Source organism: Methylobacterium sp. 37f, from assembly GCF_023093475.1.
In the GTDB taxonomy this organism is placed as follows: domain Bacteria; phylum Pseudomonadota; class Alphaproteobacteria; order Rhizobiales; family Beijerinckiaceae; genus Methylobacterium.
The window spans coordinates 1-18789 of the sequence record NZ_JAGHKN010000017.1 but is presented as its reverse complement, the minus strand read 5'-3'; the positions used below and the strand labels follow the sequence as shown (position 1 = coordinate 18789).

17 protein-coding genes are annotated in these 18789 nt (G+C 66.0%); 8 read left to right on the top strand and 9 right to left on the bottom strand.

Translation table 11 applies throughout. From position 1 onward, the window contains the following. Nucleotides 1–110 precede the first annotated feature (110 nt). The 3 genes from J7U37_RS13275 to deoA are packed head-to-tail and all read left to right on the top strand — an operon-like array spanning nt 111 to nt 2994. Nucleotides 111–944: a purine-nucleoside phosphorylase gene (locus J7U37_RS13275; protein ID WP_247636025.1), complete on the top strand. Its 834-nt coding sequence runs from the start codon at nt 111–113 to the stop codon at nt 942–944. After that, nucleotides 941–1684: a deoxyribose-phosphate aldolase gene (gene deoC, locus J7U37_RS13270; protein WP_247636024.1), complete on the top strand. Its 744-nt coding sequence runs from the start codon at nt 941–943 to the stop codon at nt 1682–1684. The genes J7U37_RS13275 and deoC overlap by 4 nt, the downstream gene beginning before the upstream one ends. Next, on the top strand, nt 1681–2994 hold the full coding sequence (gene deoA, locus J7U37_RS13265; protein ID WP_247636023.1) for a thymidine phosphorylase: 1314 nt from the start codon (nt 1681–1683) through the stop codon (nt 2992–2994). The genes deoC and deoA overlap by 4 nt, the downstream gene beginning before the upstream one ends. 52 nt (nt 2995–3046) lie before the next feature. Here deoA and J7U37_RS13260 read toward each other — a convergent pair whose 3' ends face one another. The 4 genes from J7U37_RS13260 to dnaK form a co-directional block, all read right to left on the bottom strand. Then, nucleotides 3047–3394 (bottom strand): hypothetical protein, encoded by a 348-nt coding sequence (locus J7U37_RS13260; protein ID WP_247636022.1) that lies wholly within the window; start codon nt 3392–3394, stop codon nt 3047–3049. A gap of 126 nt (nt 3395–3520) precedes the next feature. Further along, on the bottom strand, nt 3521–4156 hold the full coding sequence (locus tag J7U37_RS13255) for an rRNA adenine N-6-methyltransferase family protein (RefSeq protein WP_056182774.1): 636 nt from the start codon (nt 4154–4156) through the stop codon (nt 3521–3523). Nucleotides 4157–4333: 177 nt separating this feature from the next. Then, nucleotides 4334–5494, bottom strand: coding sequence for a molecular chaperone DnaJ (gene dnaJ, locus J7U37_RS13250; RefSeq protein ID WP_247636021.1), 1161 nt, complete (start codon nt 5492–5494; stop codon nt 4334–4336). Between the two features lie 153 nt (nt 5495–5647). Then, nucleotides 5648–7561: a molecular chaperone DnaK gene (dnaK, locus tag J7U37_RS13245; protein WP_247636020.1), complete on the bottom strand. Its 1914-nt coding sequence runs from the start codon at nt 7559–7561 to the stop codon at nt 5648–5650. Between the two features lie 443 nt (nt 7562–8004). On the opposite strand from dnaK, the gene J7U37_RS13240 reads away from it, so the two are divergent. Further along, a complete protein-coding gene (locus tag J7U37_RS13240) occupies nt 8005–8973 on the top strand; it encodes a hypothetical protein (protein WP_247636019.1) in 969 nt (322 codons plus the stop codon). A 13-nt stretch (nt 8974–8986) separates the two neighbouring features. Here the strand turns inward: J7U37_RS13240 and J7U37_RS13235 are convergent, their stop codons facing one another. After that, complete coding sequence (locus J7U37_RS13235; protein WP_247636018.1) at nt 8987–9595, bottom strand: YqgE/AlgH family protein; 609 nt, start codon at nt 9593–9595, stop codon at nt 8987–8989. A 269-nt stretch (nt 9596–9864) separates the two neighbouring features. On the opposite strand from J7U37_RS13235, the gene J7U37_RS13230 reads away from it, so the two are divergent. Beyond that, nucleotides 9865–10347: a peroxiredoxin gene (locus J7U37_RS13230; RefSeq protein WP_056182759.1), complete on the top strand. Its 483-nt coding sequence runs from the start codon at nt 9865–9867 to the stop codon at nt 10345–10347. Nucleotides 10348–10451: 104 nt separating this feature from the next. On the opposite strand, the gene thrB is transcribed toward J7U37_RS13230, so the two are convergent. The 3 genes from thrB to J7U37_RS13215 all read right to left on the bottom strand — a co-directional run bounded on the left by thrB (nt 10452) and on the right by J7U37_RS13215 (nt 14082). Next, nucleotides 10452–11429, bottom strand: a complete 978-nt coding sequence (gene thrB / locus J7U37_RS13225) for a homoserine kinase (protein WP_247636017.1) — start codon at nt 11427–11429, stop codon at nt 10452–10454. A gap of 89 nt (nt 11430–11518) precedes the next feature. Beyond that, complete coding sequence (gene ispH / locus J7U37_RS13220; RefSeq protein ID WP_056182755.1) at nt 11519–12520, bottom strand: 4-hydroxy-3-methylbut-2-enyl diphosphate reductase; 1002 nt, start codon at nt 12518–12520, stop codon at nt 11519–11521. A gap of 104 nt (nt 12521–12624) precedes the next feature. After that, nucleotides 12625–14082, bottom strand: coding sequence for a PLP-dependent aminotransferase family protein (locus J7U37_RS13215; protein WP_247636016.1), 1458 nt, complete (start codon nt 14080–14082; stop codon nt 12625–12627). 145 nt (nt 14083–14227) lie between these two features. On the opposite strand from J7U37_RS13215, the gene J7U37_RS13210 reads away from it, so the two are divergent. The 3 genes from J7U37_RS13210 to J7U37_RS13200 all read left to right on the top strand — a co-directional run bounded on the left by J7U37_RS13210 (nt 14228) and on the right by J7U37_RS13200 (nt 18149). Then, a complete protein-coding gene (locus tag J7U37_RS13210; protein WP_247636015.1) occupies nt 14228–14575 on the top strand; it encodes a DUF1127 domain-containing protein in 348 nt (115 codons plus the stop codon). A gap of 228 nt (nt 14576–14803) precedes the next feature. Beyond that, nucleotides 14804–16705, top strand: a complete 1902-nt coding sequence (locus J7U37_RS13205; RefSeq protein WP_056480314.1) for a monovalent cation:proton antiporter-2 (CPA2) family protein — start codon at nt 14804–14806, stop codon at nt 16703–16705. 4 nt (nt 16706–16709) lie between these two features. Continuing rightward, entirely contained in the window at nt 16710–18149 is a 1440-nt protein-coding gene (locus tag J7U37_RS13200) for an MATE family efflux transporter (protein ID WP_247636014.1), read from the top strand. 27 nt (nt 18150–18176) lie between these two features. Here the strand turns inward: J7U37_RS13200 and J7U37_RS13195 are convergent, their stop codons facing one another. Beyond that, a complete protein-coding gene (locus J7U37_RS13195; protein ID WP_247636013.1) occupies nt 18177–18677 on the bottom strand; it encodes a DUF1003 domain-containing protein in 501 nt (166 codons plus the stop codon). Nucleotides 18678–18789 lie beyond the last annotated feature (112 nt).

Sequence of the window (18789 nt, the reverse complement as noted above, 5' to 3'; positions counted from 1 at the left end):
CTCACCCCAGAATCTCGCTTCACCCGAGAACCTCGCTTCACCCGAGAATCTCGCCTCACCCGAGAATCCTGTCTCGCCCGAAAATCTCGTCTCTGCCGAGAGTCTCGATCATGGGTGAGCCCGAGCCGACCGTCGAGGCCGCCGCCGGCCTGCTTCGCGCCCAGGGGTTCGGCGGTCCGTTCGCCTGTGCGATCGTGACCGGGACCGGACTCGGTGCCTGGGTGTGTGACCTCGACGAAACACTCTCGGTATCCTACGCGCAGATTCCGGGCTTTCCGGCGCTCGGGGTGAGCGGCCACGGCGGCCGCCTGCATGCCGGCCGCCTCGCCGGCCGCCGGGTTCTGGTCTTCGAGGGCCGCGCGCACGCCTACGAGGCGGGTGACGCCGCCATCATGCGGGTGCCCCTCGCCGTCGCCCAACTGCTTGGCGCAGAAGCCCTTCTTCTCACCAACGCGGCCGGTTCGCTGCGGCCCGAGGTCGGTCCCGGCAGCCTCGTCGCGCTCACCGACCACATCAATCTGTCGGGCCTCAACCCCCTCATCGGCGAGCCGAGCGACGGCCGCTTCGTGCCCATGGTCGAGGCCTACGACGCGTCGCTCCGGAGCCATCTCCTTGCCGCAGCAGCAGAATCCGGCCTGGTACTCCACACCGGGATCTACGCCTGGTTCTCCGGCCCGAGCTTCGAGACGCCAGCCGAAATCCGCATGGCCGGGCGCCTCGGCGCCGATCTCGTCGGCATGTCGACGGCGCCGGAGGTCATTCTGGCCCGCTTCTACGGTCTGCCCGTCGCCGCCGTTTCGGTGGTGACCAACCTCGGCGCCGGCATCGGCGCCGGCAATCCCCACCATGCCGAGACCAAGGCGGTCGCCGCTGATGCCGGCGACGACCTCGCCCGCCTCGTCGCGGCCTTCGTGGCCCGCCTGCCCGCAAGGACGCCCTCATGACCGACGATGCCGCCATCGCCCGGCGAGCCCTGCCGCTGCTCGACCTCACCGATCTCAGCGAGTCCTGCTCCGAAGCCGCCATCGACACGCTCTGCCGAGACGCTCGCGCGAGCCGGGTCGCCGCCATCTGCGTCTGGCCGCATTACGTGAGCCGGGCCGCCCGGCTTCTCGCCGGCAGCCCGGTGCGGATCGCCACCGTCATCAACTTTCCCGCCGGTGGCGACGATATCGAGCGGGCGGTGGACGACACGACGGAGGCCCTGGCGGACGGCGCGCACGAGATCGACCTCGTGCTGCCCTATCGCAGCTTCCTCGCTGGCGAGACCGGGATATGCCGGTCGATGCTCGGCGCCATCCGCGAGGTCTGCGATGGCGACCGACTGCTCAAGGTGATCCTCGAGAGCGGCGAGCTGGCGACATCGACGGCGATCTCCGCAGCCAGTCGCCTCGCCATCGAGTCCGGCGCGGATTTCCTCAAGACATCAACAGGTAAGTGCCCGATATCTGCGACACCCGAAGCGGCCGAAGCGATGCTTCTCGCCATCCGGGACCGGGCAGATGGGCGCTCTGTCGGGCTCAAGGTCTCGGGCGGATTGCGCAGCGTCGCCGATGCCGGTCGCTATCTCGCGCTCGCCGATCGTATCATGGGGCCCGCCTGGGTCTCGCCCCGCACTGTCCGTCTCGGCGCCAGCAGTCTGCACGCCGCACTGATGTCGGCGTGCGGAGAGCCGGCCCGATGAGGCTGCCGCAGGAACTGATCCGGGCGAAGCGCGATGGTGGCGAACTCCCGTCCGAAGACATTGCCGACTTCATCGCCGGCCTGACCGACGGGCGGGTCACCGAGGGACAGGCGGCGGCCTTCGCCATGGCGGTGTTTTTCCGGGGGCTTTCGCGGGCGGAGCGCGTCGCCCTGACCCAAGCCATGACCCGCTCGGGCACGGTTCTGCACTGGAAGCTGCCCGGACCCGTTCTCGACAAGCACTCGTCTGGGGGCGTCGGGGATGCCGTCAGCCTCGCGCTTGCGCCGATGGTGGCGGCTTGCGGCGGCTATGTGCCCATGATCTCAGGTCGCGGTCTCGGCCACACCGGTGGCACCCTCGACAAGCTCGCGAGCATCCCGGGCTACGATGTGACGCCCGATCTCGACCGCTTTCGGCGTGTCACCGCGGAGGTCGGCTGCGCCATCATCGGGCAGACCGCCGACCTGGCTCCCGCGGATCGTCGGCTCTACGCCATCCGCGACGTCACCGGCACGGTCGAGTCCCTCGACCTCATCACCGCCTCCATCCTTTCGAAGAAGCTTGCGGCTGGCCTCGATGGTCTGGTGATGGATGTGAAGACCGGCTCGGGAGCCTTCATGGCTCAGCGTTCCGAGGCACAAGGACTCGCGCGCAGCATCGTCGCCGTCGCCAACGGCGCCGGCCTGCCCACGGTGGCGCTGATCACCGATATGGATTCGCCCCTCGCCTCCTCCGCCGGAAATGCCCTGGAGGTCGCCTACATCCTGGAGTATCTCACCGGACAATCACGGGAGCCTACGTTCCACGCTGTCACCATGGCACTGGCCGCCGAAATGCTGGTGATCGGCGGACTGCGTGCTGATATCAAAGACGCCGTAACGGCCCTGGAGAAAGCCCTGGCTTCCGGCCGTGCGACCGAAACCTTCGGTCGGATGGTCGCCGCGCTTGGAGGCCCGAGCGATCTTATCGAGAGTCCGGGGCGCCATCTGCCGGTGGCTCCTGTCATCCGGACCATCGCGGCGCCTACGAGTGGGTTTGTGACCGCGGTGGCCACCCGCGAGTTGGGGCTGGCCGTCATCGGGCTCGGGGGGGGGCGAACTCGCCCCCAGGATGATATCGACCCTCGGGTCGGTCTGACCCGGCTTCCTCGGGTCGGTGCGCGAGTGGAGCGGGGCGAGGTGCTCGCAATGATCCATGCGCCCGATGCGACCGCCGCGGACCGGTCAGAAATCGCCGTGTCCGCAGCCTACCGCATCGATCCGGCCCCGAGGTCAGGGCCCGACGCCATCCTCGAGCGGATCGCCGAATGACGACGTCCGGATTTCTACGAGGCACAGTCGTCGGGAGCTGGTATCGCCGCTTTTAGTACTCGTAACGGCCATGCCCACGACGGTGGTGCCGGCGCTCATGCCAGCCGCGGCGCTCATCCCAGCCACCGTGATGATCCCAGCCATGACGGCGGTGCCCCCATCCGCGATGGCGTCCCCGCTCGTGACCGCCATCGTAGCGATCATGGTGACGGTGATGTCCCCATCCACCATGCCCACCCCAGTACTGAACGGTGGTGATCGCAGCCGGCTCCGAAGCGGCAGGGGGTGCGAACGCAGGCATGGCGGTGGCCGGACTTCCGGCCGCGAGGCCGCACGCGAGGGCAGCCACCACGATTGAGGCCTTGACGGCCCGCATCGATCCCATGGGGGATGTGGTCATGGTCGGATCCTATCTCGAACGAGCGGGCGCCTCCCGCTCTCACCTCGGAGATAGAGGGAAAGCCCTGAACCCAGCCCCAGCTCGCCCTTCAGCTCCCGTTCGGATTTGATCTTCCGGGCGTATGGGTCAGGGGCGGCGGTAGACCCAGACGCGGGCAGGCGGCAGGTTGAGCCAGACCCGATTCGATCGGCTCGCCGTGTAGGTGCCGGCATCGCAGCGTGCCGGGATGGGCGGCACCACAGCGTAGGTGAATTGTACGAACGGCGCACTGGCGTGCATCATCGCGTGAGCAGCGTTGAGCAGATCGAGGCGTTGCTCCAGGGGTTTTGTGAACAGCGGCAGGCTTGAGACCATCGCTGCAGCTTTGTCCGACAGCATCGCGCCGAGGGTCTCGCGGATGTTGTAAGCGTCACCACGGACGATCGTCGCGCGCGGGAAGCGTTTCTGGAGAAGCTTGCAGAAATCGGGATTGTACTCGACCAGGATCAGACGCTCCTGTTCGATGCCGCGGCGGATCAGGGCTTCCGTCACCGGACCCGTACCGGGACCGAGTTCGATTACCGGACCGGTAACGCGCGGGTCGACATAGGACGCCATGGTCCGCGCGAGCATCTTGCCCGAGGGGGTCACGGCTCCGGTGACGAGCGGTCGCTCGAACCAGGAGCGTAGAAATCGCGCCTCGTCCTCCAGCGGGTCCCGTCGCGTACGGTTGGCACCGGAGGCGAGGTCGGCTTTTGCGCTGGGGCGGCGTAGCGGCGGCAAGACCCTATGTCCTCAGATCACGGGTGGGAGGGAAAGGCTAGACGACGAAGCTCTTCGGCAGTCAAGCTCGCATCCATGGAACAGGCCCCGGCGCACACAACGATTGGGGTGGCGATGCCGGCACGCCACATCCGATAACCGGGGCCGCGTCAATTTGATCCGCAGGTTTGTGATGACTCAAGTACGGGCAGTACCGCCAAGTCCGTCGAAAAAGTCCTTAACCTTCGAAAAGAAGCCTGCACTCTCCGGATGGTTCTCATCCGACGCAGTTTGATCGAATTCCTGGAGAAGTTCACGCTGGCGCTTGGAGAGGTTCTGCGGCGTCTCGACAAAAACCTGAATGTAGAGATCTCCAACATCGCGTGAGCGAAGCACCGGCATGCCCTTAGCCTTGATGCGGAACTGCTTCGCCGTCTGGGTACCCGCCGGGATCCGAACCTGCGTCTGCGAGCCGTCGATCACCGGAACGGTGATCTCGCCGGAAAGGGCGGCGGTCACCATCGAGATCGGCACGCGGCAGAACAGGTCCGCCCCATCCCGCTGGAAGAACTCGTGCGGCTTGATCGACAGGAAAACGTAAAGGTCGCCTGCCGGTCCGCCTCGCAGGCCGGTCTCGCCCTCCCCGGCAAGGCGGATCCGCAGTCCATCATCGACACCAGCCGGCACATTGATAGAGAGCGTGCGCTCCCGTGTGACGCGACCCGCCCCACTGCAGGCCGTGCAGGGATCGTCGATCACCTCGCCGCGCCCATGGCAATTCGGACAGGTGCGTTCGATCGCGAAGAAGCCTTGCGCCGCGCGCACGCGGCCGTATCCACCACAGGTCTGACAGGGGCGCGGCTTCGAGCCCGCCTTGGCACCGGACCCGGAGCAGACCTCACAGGTGACCGACGTCGCCATCTTGATGGTCTCGGCCTTGCCGCTGAAGGCTTCCTCCAAGGAAATCTCGAGATTGTACCGAAGATCGGCGCCCCGCTCCCGGGCGGGGCCACTGCGTGTGCCGCCACGTCCAGCTCCCGGAGCCGCGCGACCGTCGCCGAAGAAATTGTCGAAGATATCCGACATGAAGTCGCCGAATTCGTTGCCGAACCCGGGTCCTCCCCCGCCGCCCTGCTGGAAAGCCGCATGGCCGAAACGGTCGTAGGCTGCGCGTTTTTGGCCGTCCGAAAGGCACTGATAGGCTTCGTTGAGTTCCTTGAACTTGAGCTCGGCCTCCGAATTCCCGGGATTGCGGTCCGGGTGGTAGGTCATGGCAAGTTTACGGAAGGCGATCTTCATCTCGCCGTCGGTTGCGGTCTTGGAGACGCCCAGAATCTCGTAATAGTCCCGCTTCGACATTCCCGTCCTCAAAGTCCCCCGGCGCGCCGATCCAACGGGACCGCGCCGTCTTCATGATTGCAGGAGCGCTGTCCCGACCCCATCGCACACGTGGAAGGGACCCAGACATGACACGGGGCCGGATCGCTCCGGCCCCGCTTTCAGATGCAGGCGTTATGCCCGCTTCTTCTGGTCCTTGTCATCGACTTCTTGGAAGTCGGCATCGATGACGTCGTCCTTCTTCGCCTCGTCGGCGCCCGGTGCGGCACCCGCCTCACCGGCCTGGTTGGCGGCGTACATTGCCTCGCCGAGCTTCATCGAAGCCTGCATCACATCGGTGGTTCGCGCCTTGATGACCTCGACGTCCTCGCCCTCAAGAGCGGTCCGCAAAGCGGTGATCGCAGTCTCGATGGCACCCTTGTCGTCGGACGAGACCTTGTCGCCATATTCTTTCACCGATTTCTCGGTGGCATGGACGAGGCTCTCACCCTGGTTCTTCACCTCAACCAGTTCTCGGCGCTTCTTGTCGGCCTCGGCGTTTGCTTCGGCGTCCTTCACCATCCGCTCGATGTCGGCATCCGACAGGCCGCCCGAGGCCTGGATCCGGATCTGATGCTCCTTGTTCGTCGCCTTGTCCTTGGCCGTCACGTTGACGATGCCGTTGGCGTCGATGTCGAATGTCACCTCGATTTGCGGCATGCCGCGCGGCGCCGGGGGAATGCCCATCAGGTCGAACTGGCCGAGCAGTTTGTTGTCGGCCGCCATCTCGCGCTCGCCCTGGAAGACCCGGATCGTGACCGCGTTCTGATTGTCCTCGGCCGTCGAGAAGGTCTGGGACTTCTTCGTCGGGATCGTGGTGTTGCGGTCGATCAGGCGGGTGAAGACGCCGCCAAGGGTCTCGATGCCGAGCGACAGCGGCGTGACATCGAGGAGCAGCACATCCTTGACGTCGCCCTGAAGCACGCCGGCCTGGACGGCAGCACCGATCGCCACGACCTCGTCCGGATTGACGCCCTTGTGGGGCTCCTTGCCAAAGAACGACTTCACGACTTCCTGGATCTTCGGCATGCGGATCATGCCGCCGACGAGAACGACTTCATCGATCTCGGACGCCGAAACACCCGCATCCTTCAGCGCCTTGCGGCACGGTTCGATCGTCCGCTGGACGAGATCGTCCACGAGCGACTCGAACTTGGCGCGGCTGAGCTTCAGCGCGAGATGCTTCGGTCCCGAAGCGTCGGCCGTGATGTAGGGCAGGTTGATCTCGGTTTGCGTCGCCGAAGACAACTCGATCTTCGCCTTTTCGGCCGCCTCCTTCAGGCGCTGAAGCGCGAGCTTGTCCTTGGTCAGGTCAATGCCCTGTTCACGCTTGAACTCCGCCGACAGGTACTCGACCACGCGGTTGTCGAAGTCTTCTCCGCCGAGGAAGGTGTCGCCATTGGTGGACTTCACCTCGAACACGCCGTCGCCGATCTCAAGGATCGAGACGTCGAAGGTGCCACCGCCCAGATCGTAGACCGCGATGGTGCCGGCCTTCTTCTTGTCCAGGCCGTACGCAAGGGCCGCCGCGGTGGGCTCGTTGATGATACGCAGCACTTCGAGACCAGCGATCTTGCCGGCATCCTTGGTGGCCTGACGCTGGGCATCGTTGAAGTAGGCCGGTACGGTGATCACGGCCTGGGTCACGGGCTGCCCGAGGTGTGCCTCTGCCGTCTCCTTCATCTTCTGAAGGGTGAAGGCCGAGATCTGCGACGGCGAGTATTTCTTGCCGTCCGCCTCGACCCAGGCGTCGCCGTTGTCGCCGCGCACGATCGAGTAGGGAACCAGGCCCTTGTCCTTCTGCGTCATCGGGTCGTCATACGTACGACCGACGAGACGCTTGATGGCGAAGAAGGTGCGCTCGGGGTTCGTAACCGCCTGGCGCTTGGCCGGCTGGCCGACGAGTCGCTCGCCCTCGTCGGTGAAGGCAACGATGGACGGCGTGGTCCGCGCACCTTCCGAATTCTCGACGACCTTGGGCTGCGTGCCCTCCATGACGGCCACGCAGGAATTGGTGGTGCCGAGGTCGATACCGATAACCTTACCCATGGTGGGATCCCTCTGTTGTCGTTTGGTCAAGCAGACCGCCGAGCCCCGAAGCAGCTCGGCCCATGGCTGTGCGAAACTGAATGTATGAGAACGGGTTCGGGCACCGGTTCGCGCCCCGGAACGGTGCGGAGCCGGGTCTTAATCCCGCGTCTCGGCCGATATAAGAAGGGTGCCTCAGGGCCGCAAGGCGAAGTGCCGCGACGAGGTGCATCCGATCCCGGCAAAACGCGTTACCCGTCTCAGCGCCTTGGAGTTTCCAAGGTGTCGTGTCTGCCGTTCGCTCACGCTGCGGATCGGATCGTGCCACGGCTTCAGACTAGGATCCGCTCAGTGCTAAAGTGTCGTCGCCGCCGTGGCTGGGCGGTTCACGCATGGTAAGCATGAGGTAAACATGCTTGGCTGCGCAGTCCTGTACCTCCCCTGCCATAGGCCCGAAAGTCTCGATGCGTCTGACCCGCGTGCTTCTCCTTCTGCCGGTGCTGGCGTTGATGCCTCAACCGACATCCGCTCAGTCGTTCTTCGAGGAGTTGTTCGGTATCGGGCGTGCTGCCAAGCCTCCGGTACCGCCGCGTGGGGTTCCCACCGCACCCGGGGCTCCGCCGCCGGGAGCGCCGGGCGAAGCGCCGCCGCCAGCCGCCGATATCCCTCGTGCCCCTCCGGCGCCGCGGCAGCCCGTGGTGCTCAAGGCTCCATCGGAGGAGAGCGTGATGGGTCAGGACCTGCAGCTCAATGGCCTCAATGGAAGCCTCAGGCTGGAAAAGGCAGGCGGTGGCACGACGGCCCGGATCACCCTGCCCGGCAACAAGATTTCGCAGCCGGTCGAGACCTGTAAGGTTCCCCTGAACGGCGGCGCGTCGATCGCGGTCTCCTCCGAAGGACGTCCGGAGGGTGTCAGCCGCTTTGAAATAACGGGTGGGGAGTGCCCCCTGCGCTTCGAGGTGCTCGACGGCGCCGTGCTGGTTCGGTCGCTCTCCGGGCCGAATTGCACCTTTGCGGCAGACGATTGCGCCACGACCCCGAACGGCCTCTGGGGGCCTGCCGCCGCGACCTTGCTTCCACGGGCCGGCGAGTTCGAGGCTGCGCGCGGCGGAGCCGATCGGGCGGTACGAGAAAACTACAAGCTGATGAGCCAGCGTCTCCGGGGCTCGGATCTGCGTCCGGTGGTGACGGAGCAGGCCGCCTTTTCCTCGGATCGCGAGCAGATGTGCCGGACGTACGCCCGAGAGGGCACGCACGGTTTCTGCAATCTACGCTTCACCGAAGCGCGGGCGCTCGCCCTCGCCACCCGTCTTGGCGTCACGATCGGCACGGCGGCACCGAGCGCCTCGGCGGCCCCACCCCGCCCGCGCCGTAAGCCCCCGGTGGAAGGCATGAACCCCGACTCCGGTGGAGCACCCTTCGTCGAGCCATAAAACTTGGCTTAGCTCAGCTATGGCCCGCGCTGACGGAGAGCATCGCGAGGTCGATGCCGTTGTTGCGAAGAGTACGCTCATATTTGGCGTCGAGCGCCGTATGGAAGATCATGTCGGGATCGGCCGGGCAAACCAGCCATCCGTTGGCCAGGATCTCATCCTCCAGTTGGCCAGCCTGCCACCCGGCATAACCGAGGGCCAGGACCGCGCTTGCGGGACCATCGCCCGCCGCGATCGCCCGCAAGATGTCGACGGTCGCAGTCAGGCAGATCCCGTCATCGATGATCAATGTCGATTGATCGATGTGGAAATCATCGGTGTGGAGGACGAAGCCGCGCTTGGCATCGACCGGGCCACCCATCAGGACGGGCATGTGCCCGACGCGCTCACGAAGGCGGATGGCGTCGGTTTCGCTGGCGATGTCGAGCTGAATCAGCAGGTCCGGCATATTGAGGTCGGATACCGCCTTGTTCAGGATGATCCCCATCGCTCCATCGGCCGAATGGGCGCACAGGTAGATGACCGAACGCGCGAACCGCGAGTCCGTAAGCCCCGGCATCGCTACCAGGAACTGACCGTCGAGATAGGCGGGATCACCCGCACGGGGTCGAGGCGTCTGCATGCCGGCATGCTACGCCGCATGGCGGCTTTGTCCAGGGCGCAGCCGTGTCGGATGGGCCACCGGGTCACGTCCGAGGCCGGCCGCACTCGACGCAACAGATCTGCACCTCGACACGCTAACTCCTGCGAGCTAGACGGTTTTTCGTGGGGCTCGAGCGCGGTGCGAAGCGGGCCTGCGCGGCGGGGCAACGGGTTCCGCACGGCCGGAATGCGTGGCACGACCAGGGTCCCGATGGTTCGGGTGCCCCAGCGATCTTCAGGAGACGACGGATGACCATTCAGGTTGGCGACCACCTCCCCCAGGTGACGTTTCGTGTGAGCGGCACGGACGGACCGGAAGCCAAGACCACCGATGACCTCTTCAAGGGGCGCCGCGTTGTTCTCGTCGGCGTCCCGGGCGCCTTCACGCCCAGCTGTCACCGCAACCATCTGCCCGGTTTTGTCGAGAAGCAGGCGGAGATCAAGGCACGGGGCATCGACGCGATCGCAATCACCTCCGTCAACGACGTGTTCGTTCTCGACGCCTGGCAGAAGGCCAGCGGTGCAGAGAGCCTCGAGTTTCTCGCGGACGGCAACGCCGAGTTCGCCAAGGCCATCGGCCTGGACATGGATGGCGCCGGTTTCGGCCTTGGGCCTCGTTCGAAGCGCTACGCCATGCTCGTCGATGACGGCGTCGTCCGCATCCTGAACGTGGAGGATTCCCCGGCCAAGACCGAGATCTCGGGCGTCGATGCCCTGCTCAAGGTAATCTGAAGATCCTTCGCCTCCGGGCACCTCTCTGACGCCCGACGATTCCGCACCATCCTGTGCCCCATGTGGCGGGCTCAGGGTGGTGGGGCAGTGAGCCGTCGGTGTCGTCAGGCCGAGGCCACCCCGCCCCAACCGTAATCCCGCGCGTGCGTGATGCTCCGGTGGAAGGTCAGCCGGCGGTCGTATTCCAGCGGGTCCTTCGGCTGAACCAGGGCTCCCGGCGGCACGTTGAGCCAGTCGACGAGGCGGGTGAGCAGGAAACGCAGGGCGGCACCCCGGCACAGGATCGGCAAGGCTTCGACCTCTGCGGGGGTCAGCGGACGCACCGCCTCGTAGCCCGCGATCAGCGCCGCGCCCATCTCGCGATGGAACGTGCCGTCTGCGTCGAAGCACCAAGCATTCAGGCAGATCGCGAGATCGTACGCGAACGCGTCGGTGCAGGCGAAATAGAAATCGATCAGGCCCGACAGATCGTCGCCGATGAAAAAGACATTGTCGGTGAACAAGTCGGCATGGATCACCCCGGAGGGCAGTCCCGAGGGCCAGCCGGCCTCAAGGATGGCAAGGTCGCCGGCGATGCGCTCGCCGAGGCCCGGCGAGACTCTATCTGCCTCTGGCTCCGCCAGATGAAACAGCGGCTCCCAGGCTTCCACTGAGAGATTGTTGGCGCGACGCATGCCAAAGTCGGCGCCGGCGGCGTGCAGACCCGCAAGCGCTCCGCCGAGGGCCCGGCAATGGTCGATCCCGGGGCGCTTGACCGATACGCCCTCAAGAAACGTGACGATCACCGCCGGCTTGCCGCAAAGCTCTCCCAGTGCGATCCCGGCCCGGTCGCGGATCGGCTGCGGGCAGGCAAGGCCCCGCGCAGCGAGATGCTCCATCAGGTTCAGGAAGAACGGCAAATCGTCGGCGCGCACCCGCTTTTCGTAGAGGGTGAGAATGAAGGTGCCGCCGGTGGTGTGTAGGAAGTAGTTGGTGTTCTCCACTCCTTCGGCGATGCCCTTGTACGACAGCAGGGTGCCGATGTCGTAGGCGGCCAGGAAGGCGGTCAGCGCCGCGTCGGAGACCTCTGTGTAGACAGCCACTGCGCTTCGCTTGAATTCTCAGGGACGAAAAGGACAAGGGCGCCAGATGGCGCCCTTGCTGACGGCAATTTTCCAAATGGACGTGAGGCTTATTCGGCGGCTTCGCTGCGCAACTCGCGTGGCAGCGGGAAGGACATGTCCTCCACGACCGTCGACACCGTATCCACCGTGACCGTGTAACGGGCCGCGAAGGCGTCGATGATTTCCTCGACCAGCACCTCTGGTGCGGAAGCGCCAGCCGTGAGGCCGAGCTTGCGAATGCCTTCGAAGGCAGGCCAGTCGATCTCCTCGGCCCGCAACACCAGGCGTGTGATGGGGCAGCCGACGCGTTCGGCGACCTCCCGCAGGCGCTGCGAGTTCGACGAGTTCGACGAACCGACCACGATGACGGCGTCGACCAGCGGTGCCACCTGCTTCACCGCTTCCTGGCGATTGGTGGTCGCGTAGCAGATGTCGTCCTTGTGCGGCCCGGTGATGGTCGGGAACTTCTTCTTGAGCGCTTCCACGATGTGATGGGTGTCGTCAACCGACAGGGTCGTCTGCGTCACCCAGGCGAGGTTGTCGCGGTTCTCCGGCTCGAGGGCCGCGATCTGCTCCAGATCCTCGACCAGAGTGATCGAGCCTTTCGGCAACTGACCCATGGTCCCGACGACCTCGGGGTGGCCGGAATGGCCGACGAGCAGCACATGGCGCCCGCGCTTGTGATGGATTTCCGCCTCGCGGTGGACCTTGGTCACCAGCGGGCAGGTCGCGTCGATGGTGGTGAGACCGCGGGAATCGGCGTTGTGAGGAACGGTCTTGGCCACGCCATGGGCCGAAAAGATCACCGGGGCGGAGCCGTCGGGAACCTCATCAAGCTCGCGCACGAACACTGCGCCCTTCCGCTTCAGGCTCTCGACCACGTACTTGTTGTGGACGATCTCATGACGGACGTAGACCGGAGGTCCGTATATGGCGAGCGCCCGCTCCACCACGTCGATCGCCCGCACCACACCGGCGCAGAAGCCACGTGGTGCGCAAAGCAGGATCTCCAGGGGCGGCTTGACCGCTTCGCCGGAAACGGGGGAGGTCGTCAGATTCGCGTCGCTCATGATAGCCGGGATGTGGCGAGGCGGGGACGCCCCTGTCAACCTGTCATAGCGGAAAACTCCCGGACAGGCACCTGCGGTGCCACGAAAGCGGGTCCGTATGGCGTTCAAGCGTCGGAGGACGCGCCAGGAACATGCCCTCGGGTCGCCGGAAGGGGGCGTACGGCCGCGCATTCGGCCAAGGCTGCTTTCAGCAGGGGGACCATCCGGGGATCGGCACACTGGGCCACGTTGAAGCGCAGGAAGCGGTTGCTCAGCGACGACGGGCTGAAGGCTCCCCCCGGGGCGAGCACGAGCCCGCGTGCCAGGGCGCACCGGGCGACATCGGCCGAGTCGAGGCCGTCGGGCAGACGCATCCAGAGGAAGAACCCGCCTGACGGCTCCAGCCAAGCCTTGAGGCCGCAGCCCTCCAGCTGCCGCAGGGCCGGCGCCATGGCCCGTCCGAGCTTCTCCCGGACGTCTGCGAGGTGCCGACGATAGGTCCCATCGGTGAGGAGGCCATGCATCAGGCTCGCCGACAGATGGCTGTTGCCCAGGCTCATGGCGAGCTTCAGGTCGACGAGCGGCTCAACCCAATCATCGCGCAGGGCGATGAACCCGCAGCGGATGGCAGCGGAAAGGGTCTTCGAGAAGCTGCCGATCTGGATCACCCGCTCGAGCCCGTCGAACCCGGCAAGGCGCGGAGACGGCTCACTCTCGAAATCCCCGAAGATGTCGTCCTCGATGATGAGGGTGTCGTGCGCTTCGGCAAGCTTGAGGATGCGGTGCGCAACAGCGGGGGAAAGGGTCGAGCCGGTGGGGTTCTGGAGCGCGGAATTGATGACGTAGAAGCGCGGCCGGTGTTCGGCCAGCAGCGCCGCGAAGGCTGCCAAATCGGGGCCGTTCGGCGTCAGCGGCACGCCCAGGATCCGCGCCCGCTGTGCCCGAAGCAGGGCGTGGTAGTTGAAGTAGCAGGGGTCATCGACCAGCACGGTATCGCCCGGCTCAAGCAGGAAGCGGCAGAGCAGATCCAGGGCCTGCGTTGCCGAATCGACCAGCACGACCTGGTCGGCGCCCGCCTCCACCCCCTTCTCGGCCAGACGCCGGGCGATCTGCGCGCGCAAGGGCGGAAAGCCGAGGGGCTGATCGTGTGCGACGAGGTTCGTTTCGGCTCCGCGTGCGAGCTGTCGCAGGCCTCGACGGACTGCCTCATCAGGCATCCAGGCTGGGGGAAGCCAGCCCGACCCCGGCATGACCAGATCCGAGCCGGCCTGCATCGATTGCCGGGTGATCCACAGCGGGTCGACCGCACGATCGAGTTGCGGACCCACTGCCTTGAGGCAGAGCGGGCGCAACTTTCCGGCCACGTAGAAACCGGAGCCTCGACGCGCGACGATCGCCCCCTCGGCTCCGAGGCGGTCATAGGCTTCGACGACCGTGGACTTGGAGACACCCATGGCTTCCGCGAAGGCTCGCACGGAGGGGAGGCGTGCCCCCGGCATGATCTGACGCGCGTCGATTCTCTCGGTGATGACGGCCGCGACGGTCTCGACCAGCGTCGGTGCCGATTGCGGAACGGCCTTCATCTGTCCTGCTCCTTGTCCCGGACAATTTGACCAGATTGTACTGGATTGTCCCTGTCGGCGCCAGGACCGTCGCCGCACTGTTCGGCATTGGCGCTCGCGACTGACGCGCGGCGGCTTTGCACGCGCATCAAGGAGGACGCGCATCATGGACACCATCACCACAACCCAGAGGAAAGGGACGATCATCCGTTACGGACATTCAGCTGCGGTCCGAGCGGCAGCGGTGCGATGCAGGGTTTGGGTGCTTGGTTTGAGGACCGCCATCGCCGAGGGCCTGTCACGGGCCGCTCTCAACCGCCGCGTGGTCCGACAACTCTCGGTGATGTCCGATCGAGAGTTGAAGGACATCGGCCTAATCCGCCAGGACGTGTGGGATTCGGAAATGCTGCTGCTGGAAGGTGATGCATCGAGCTTCCTGATCGGACGTCGTGAGGAGCGTCGACGGGGCCGTGGCCGCATTTCGTTCGAGACGCGGTCTCCGCGCGATCGCTGAGAGGCGTGGTGGCACCGACTCTGCCCATAGCAGCCGGGACGGTGTGAGGTGATGATTCGCACCGCTGGACCCAGCCCCGGATGCCATCGGGATACCCGTGGACGTGACGGATGGCCCGGCCGTGGGTAAGACGGGCCTGCCCGGCACTCCAGGATCACGTTTGATCGAGGTTGGCCTCCTTCAGCCCTGGATTCCTCCAGTCTCGGATTTCTCCAGTCTCGGATTCCCATGGCAAGCGCCACGACCCATGTCAGCTTCCTGCCACCCGTGCTGACATTTCTGTCGGCGGCGGTCATCGGCGTCCCGATCTTCCGCCTCATCGGGCAGAGCGCTGTACTGGGCTACCTCGTGGCCGGCGTCGTGATCGGCCCGTTCGGTTTCTCGCTCATTGCCGAGCCCGAGACGGCCGCCAGCGTTGCGGAACTCGGCGTCGTGCTACTGCTCTTCATCGTCGGGCTCGAACTGCAGATCTCGCGCCTCGTCTCGATGCGCCGCGACATCTTCGGGCTCGGCACCACGCAACTGCTCGTCTGTTCGGCGGCGCTCGCAGGTGTCGGCATCCTCATGGGAGCGAAGCCCTCCGCCAGCCTGCTCATCGGCATCGCGCTCGCACTGTCGGCGACGGCCGTCGCGCTGCAATTGCTGGAGGAGCGAGGCGATCTGGGGTCGCCCTATGGTGGGCGCGCTTTCGCGGTGCTGCTGTTCCAGGACATTTCGGTCGTCGCCATCCTGGCGCTGATGCCGCTCTTCGCCTCTTCGGGCATGGGCGGAGGCGATGGTTGGCTCCTCTCGGCCCTGCAATCCACCGGAACCGTCGGGGCTGCGATCCTCGCCGTTGTGCTGGTCGGCCGCTACGGCCTCAATCCGTTCTTCGGCCTGCTGGCGGCCAGCGGCGCCCGCGAGGTGATGACGGCGGCGGCCCTCCTGGTGGTGCTCGGCACCGCGATGCTGATGGAGCATGTCGGGCTGTCGATGGCGATGGGCGCCTTCCTGGCGGGCGTGCTGCTCGCCGAGTCGAATTTTCGGCACCAGCTCGAGGCCGACATCGAGCCGTTCCGCGGCATGCTGCTCGGCCTGTTCTTCATGAGCGTGGGCATGTCGATCGACGGAGGTCTGTTGAAGTCGGAATGGCCGACCCTTCTCGGGGCGACGGCCGGCGCGATTCTGCTGAAGGTGGCGCTGGTGGCGGGGCTGTTCCGCCTGTTCGGCTCACCCTGGCTCGATGCTGTGCGCGGGGGCGCGATCCTCGCGCCGGCGGGCGAATTCGCCTTCGTGCTGCTCCCGGCAGGCGGTGAACTCGGTCTGATCGATTCGGCCAGCACGCGCTTCGCCGTCGCGCTCGCCGCCCTCACCATGCTGGTCGGTCCGGTCGCCGCAAAGGCCCTCGACACCGTGCTCGCCCGCCGTCCCGAAGGCCCCGAGGCGATGCCGGAAGCCATCGAGAGTACCGAGGCCCGCGTCCTCGTCGTGGGCTTCGGCCGGTTCGGTCAGATCCTGACTCAGGTTCTCCTGGCCGAGGGCATCAGCGTCACGGTGATCGACAAGGATGTCGAACAGATCCGCAGCGCATCGCGCTTCGGCTTCCGCATCTATTATGGCGACGGAACCCGCCTCGATGTGCTGCGTGCCGCCGGCATCGGCCGGGCCGAACTCCTCTGCGTCTGCGTCGACGACGGCGAGGCGGCCCTGAAAATCATCGACATCGTCCACGAGGAGTTCGCGACCGTGCGGACCTACGTCAGGGCCTATGACCGCATGCATGCGGTGGAACTGATGAATCGAGACGTGGATTTCCAACTGCGTGAGACGGTCGAATCCGCTCTCGCCTTCGGACGCGCGACCCTGGAAGGTCTCGGCCTCAGCGCCGAGGCTGCGGCCGCGACGGCCGAGGATGTTCGCAAGCGCGACGTCGCCCGTCTCGTGCTGCAACAGGCCGGCACCCTGCCGGACACGACGATCTGGACGCGCGGCGTGTCCGAGATCAAGCCGGAGCCGCTGACCGAGCCTCAACGTCCGTCACGCGCGCTCAACGCCGAGACCCGCGATATCATCGGCTCGAAGAAGCGGGAGGCGGCCACCCGCACCCTCGAAGTGCACGACGTCCACCAGGATGTTCGCTCGGATGCCTGATCGGATGGCTGAAGTGACCCGAAGCGGTTCGGCGCGCTTCGTCGAAGGCTCGATCCTGCGCCATGTCGTGACGATGAGCGCCACCGGTTCGGTCGGACTGATGGCAATCTTCGTCGTCGACTTCCTGTCTCTCCTCTACGTCTCCAAGCTCGGTGATCCGACCCTCACGGCGGCCGTCGGCTTTGCCACCATCGTCCAGTTCTTCGCGATCGCCATCAATATCGGCCTGATGATTGCGGCCGGCGCCCTGGTTTCACGGGCAATCGGCGCCGACGATGGAGAGGGCGCCCGTCGGCTGGCGACCTCTGGCACCATCCACGGCATCGTCGTGTCGGGGCTTCTCGTGCTCGGGATGCTGCCGTTCCTGCCGATGTTCCTGGGCTGGATCGGGGCCGATGCCGAGACCCTGCCGGTGGCGACGCGCTTCCTCTGGATCACGCTGCCGTCGAACCTGCTGATGGGACCCGGCATGATGTTTTCCGGCCTGTTGCGCGCCGTTGGCGCTGCGCGTCAGGCCATGTACGTCACGCTCGGGGGGGCGATCGTGACCGCCGGCCTCGACCCGCTGCTGATCTTTGGCGCGAGCCTCGGCGTCGACGGGGCGGCCATCACGACCTGCTTTGCGCGCGCGACCTTCGCCATCATCGGCCTCTGGGGCGTGCGTCAGCATCGAATGCTCGCCCGGCCGCGCCTCGCCCACGTGATCGCGGATGCGCCCGTCGTCATGCGCATCGCCCTACCCGCCGTCTTGACGAACCTGGCGCCCTCCGTGGCCAGTGCCTTCATCGCCCATGCGCTGGCGCAGTTCGGCGCCGTCGCAGTGGCCGGCAATGTTGTGGTGGACCGGCTGACCCCGGTGGCCTTCGGTGGCTTGTTCGCGATGTCGGGGTCGATCGGGCCGATCCTGGGCCAGAACTGGGGCGCGGGACGCTTCGACCGGATGCGCGGCGTTCTGCGTGACGGCACCCTGGTGACGGCGGCTTACGTGCTGGTGGTCTGGCTCGCCTTGGCACTGGGAGCGGCTCCTCTGATCAGGCTCTTCGAACTTCAGGGCGTCGCGGCCGACCTGTTCGGGTTCTTCTGCCTCGTGAGCGGCGGTGTCTGGTTCTTTACCGGGCTCCTGTTCCTGGCGAACGCCTCGTTCAACAACCTCGGTTTCCCGTTCTATTCGACCGCTCTGAACTGGGGCCGCGCCACGTTGGGAACCGTGCCGCCGGCCCTGATCGGCGCGCATTACTACGGACCAAAGGGCGTGATCGCGGGGGTCGGTGCCGGCTCCGTCCTGTTCGGTCTGGCCGGCATCGTTCTTGCCTTCCGCACCGTCGTGACGCTCGAGCGGCAGGCGGGCGCTAAGGTCGTCCAGGCGCCCGCCGTCGAAGTGCCCACTCCAGGGCCCGACGCTGCCCGGGCGGCCGCGCCGGCGCAATCCGGTGCCCTGGTCTGAAGGCTCGACCCACGAGGTGCCGGGACATCAGGTTCTGCCCGGCTGCGTCTCCGCGATGGTATCGAGGACCAGGTTGGGAGAGACATCCTGCTTGAGTTCGCCGACCTCCGCGTCCGCCTCCGTGGCGATGCCGAGATGATCTGTGATCGCCGACACCAGCGTGACCAGCTTCGTGACCTCATGCTCGGCCAGAAGTCCGATATGCAGATCGAGGTCGGCGCGCTTGTCGGCTGCGGCCGCCATGCGGTTCTGGCTGATCAGCACGAAGGTCGAGAGGAAGATCGCCTCCACCGATGCGGAAGTGCCGAGGATGACGAAGCTCGCATCCCATCTCGGTAGGACCGGCAGGAGGCCGGTGTTGATCAGCGTCCAGAGACCGAACACCACCACGTGCAAGACGACAAAGGGCATGCTGCCGGTGAAGCGGGTGATCGTTTCAGCGATCCGGTCCGCCGCGCTCGACCGGCGCTCATCGGCCGCGCGCCGCTGCTGCAAGGCCTCGATGTTGCGCGCTAGAGCGTTTTCCACGATCCCTGAGTCGTTGCGGCGAGGTGAGCGTTGATCCCTGAAGGTTCGTCAGGGAGATCGCCATGGCCCGTGCCTACAGTCACGATCTGCGCATTCGCGTCCTGGACGCAGT

Excerpts from the sequence above, each read along its gene's own strand:
- J7U37_RS13275 (WP_247636025.1), top strand. The coding sequence starts at position 111 with ATGGGTGAGCCCGAGCCGACCGTCGAGGCCGCCGCCGGCCTGCTTCGC.
- J7U37_RS13215 (WP_247636016.1), bottom strand. The coding sequence starts at position 14,082 with ATGAAGGCCGTTCCGCAATCGGCACCGACGCTGGTCGAGACCGTCGCG.
- deoC (WP_247636024.1), top strand. The coding sequence starts at position 941 with ATGACCGACGATGCCGCCATCGCCCGGCGAGCCCTGCCGCTGCTCGAC.
- J7U37_RS13260 (WP_247636022.1), bottom strand. The coding sequence starts at position 3,394 with ATGACCACATCCCCCATGGGATCGATGCGGGCCGTCAAGGCCTCAATC.
- dnaJ (WP_247636021.1), bottom strand. The coding sequence starts at position 5,494 with ATGTCGAAGCGGGACTATTACGAGATTCTGGGCGTCTCCAAGACCGCA.
- dnaK (WP_247636020.1), bottom strand. The coding sequence starts at position 7,561 with ATGGGTAAGGTTATCGGTATCGACCTCGGCACCACCAATTCCTGCGTG.
- J7U37_RS13235 (WP_247636018.1), bottom strand. The coding sequence starts at position 9,595 with ATGCAGACGCCTCGACCCCGTGCGGGTGATCCCGCCTATCTCGACGGT.
- J7U37_RS13230 (WP_056182759.1), top strand. The coding sequence starts at position 9,865 with ATGACCATTCAGGTTGGCGACCACCTCCCCCAGGTGACGTTTCGTGTG.
- J7U37_RS13210 (WP_247636015.1), top strand. The coding sequence starts at position 14,228 with ATGGACACCATCACCACAACCCAGAGGAAAGGGACGATCATCCGTTAC.
- ispH (WP_056182755.1), bottom strand. The coding sequence starts at position 12,520 with ATGAGCGACGCGAATCTGACGACCTCCCCCGTTTCCGGCGAAGCGGTC.
- J7U37_RS13240 (WP_247636019.1), top strand. The coding sequence starts at position 8,005 with ATGCGTCTGACCCGCGTGCTTCTCCTTCTGCCGGTGCTGGCGTTGATG.
- deoA (WP_247636023.1), top strand. The coding sequence starts at position 1,681 with ATGAGGCTGCCGCAGGAACTGATCCGGGCGAAGCGCGATGGTGGCGAA.
- J7U37_RS13205 (WP_056480314.1), top strand. The coding sequence starts at position 14,804 with ATGGCAAGCGCCACGACCCATGTCAGCTTCCTGCCACCCGTGCTGACA.
- J7U37_RS13200 (WP_247636014.1), top strand. The coding sequence starts at position 16,710 with ATGGCTGAAGTGACCCGAAGCGGTTCGGCGCGCTTCGTCGAAGGCTCG.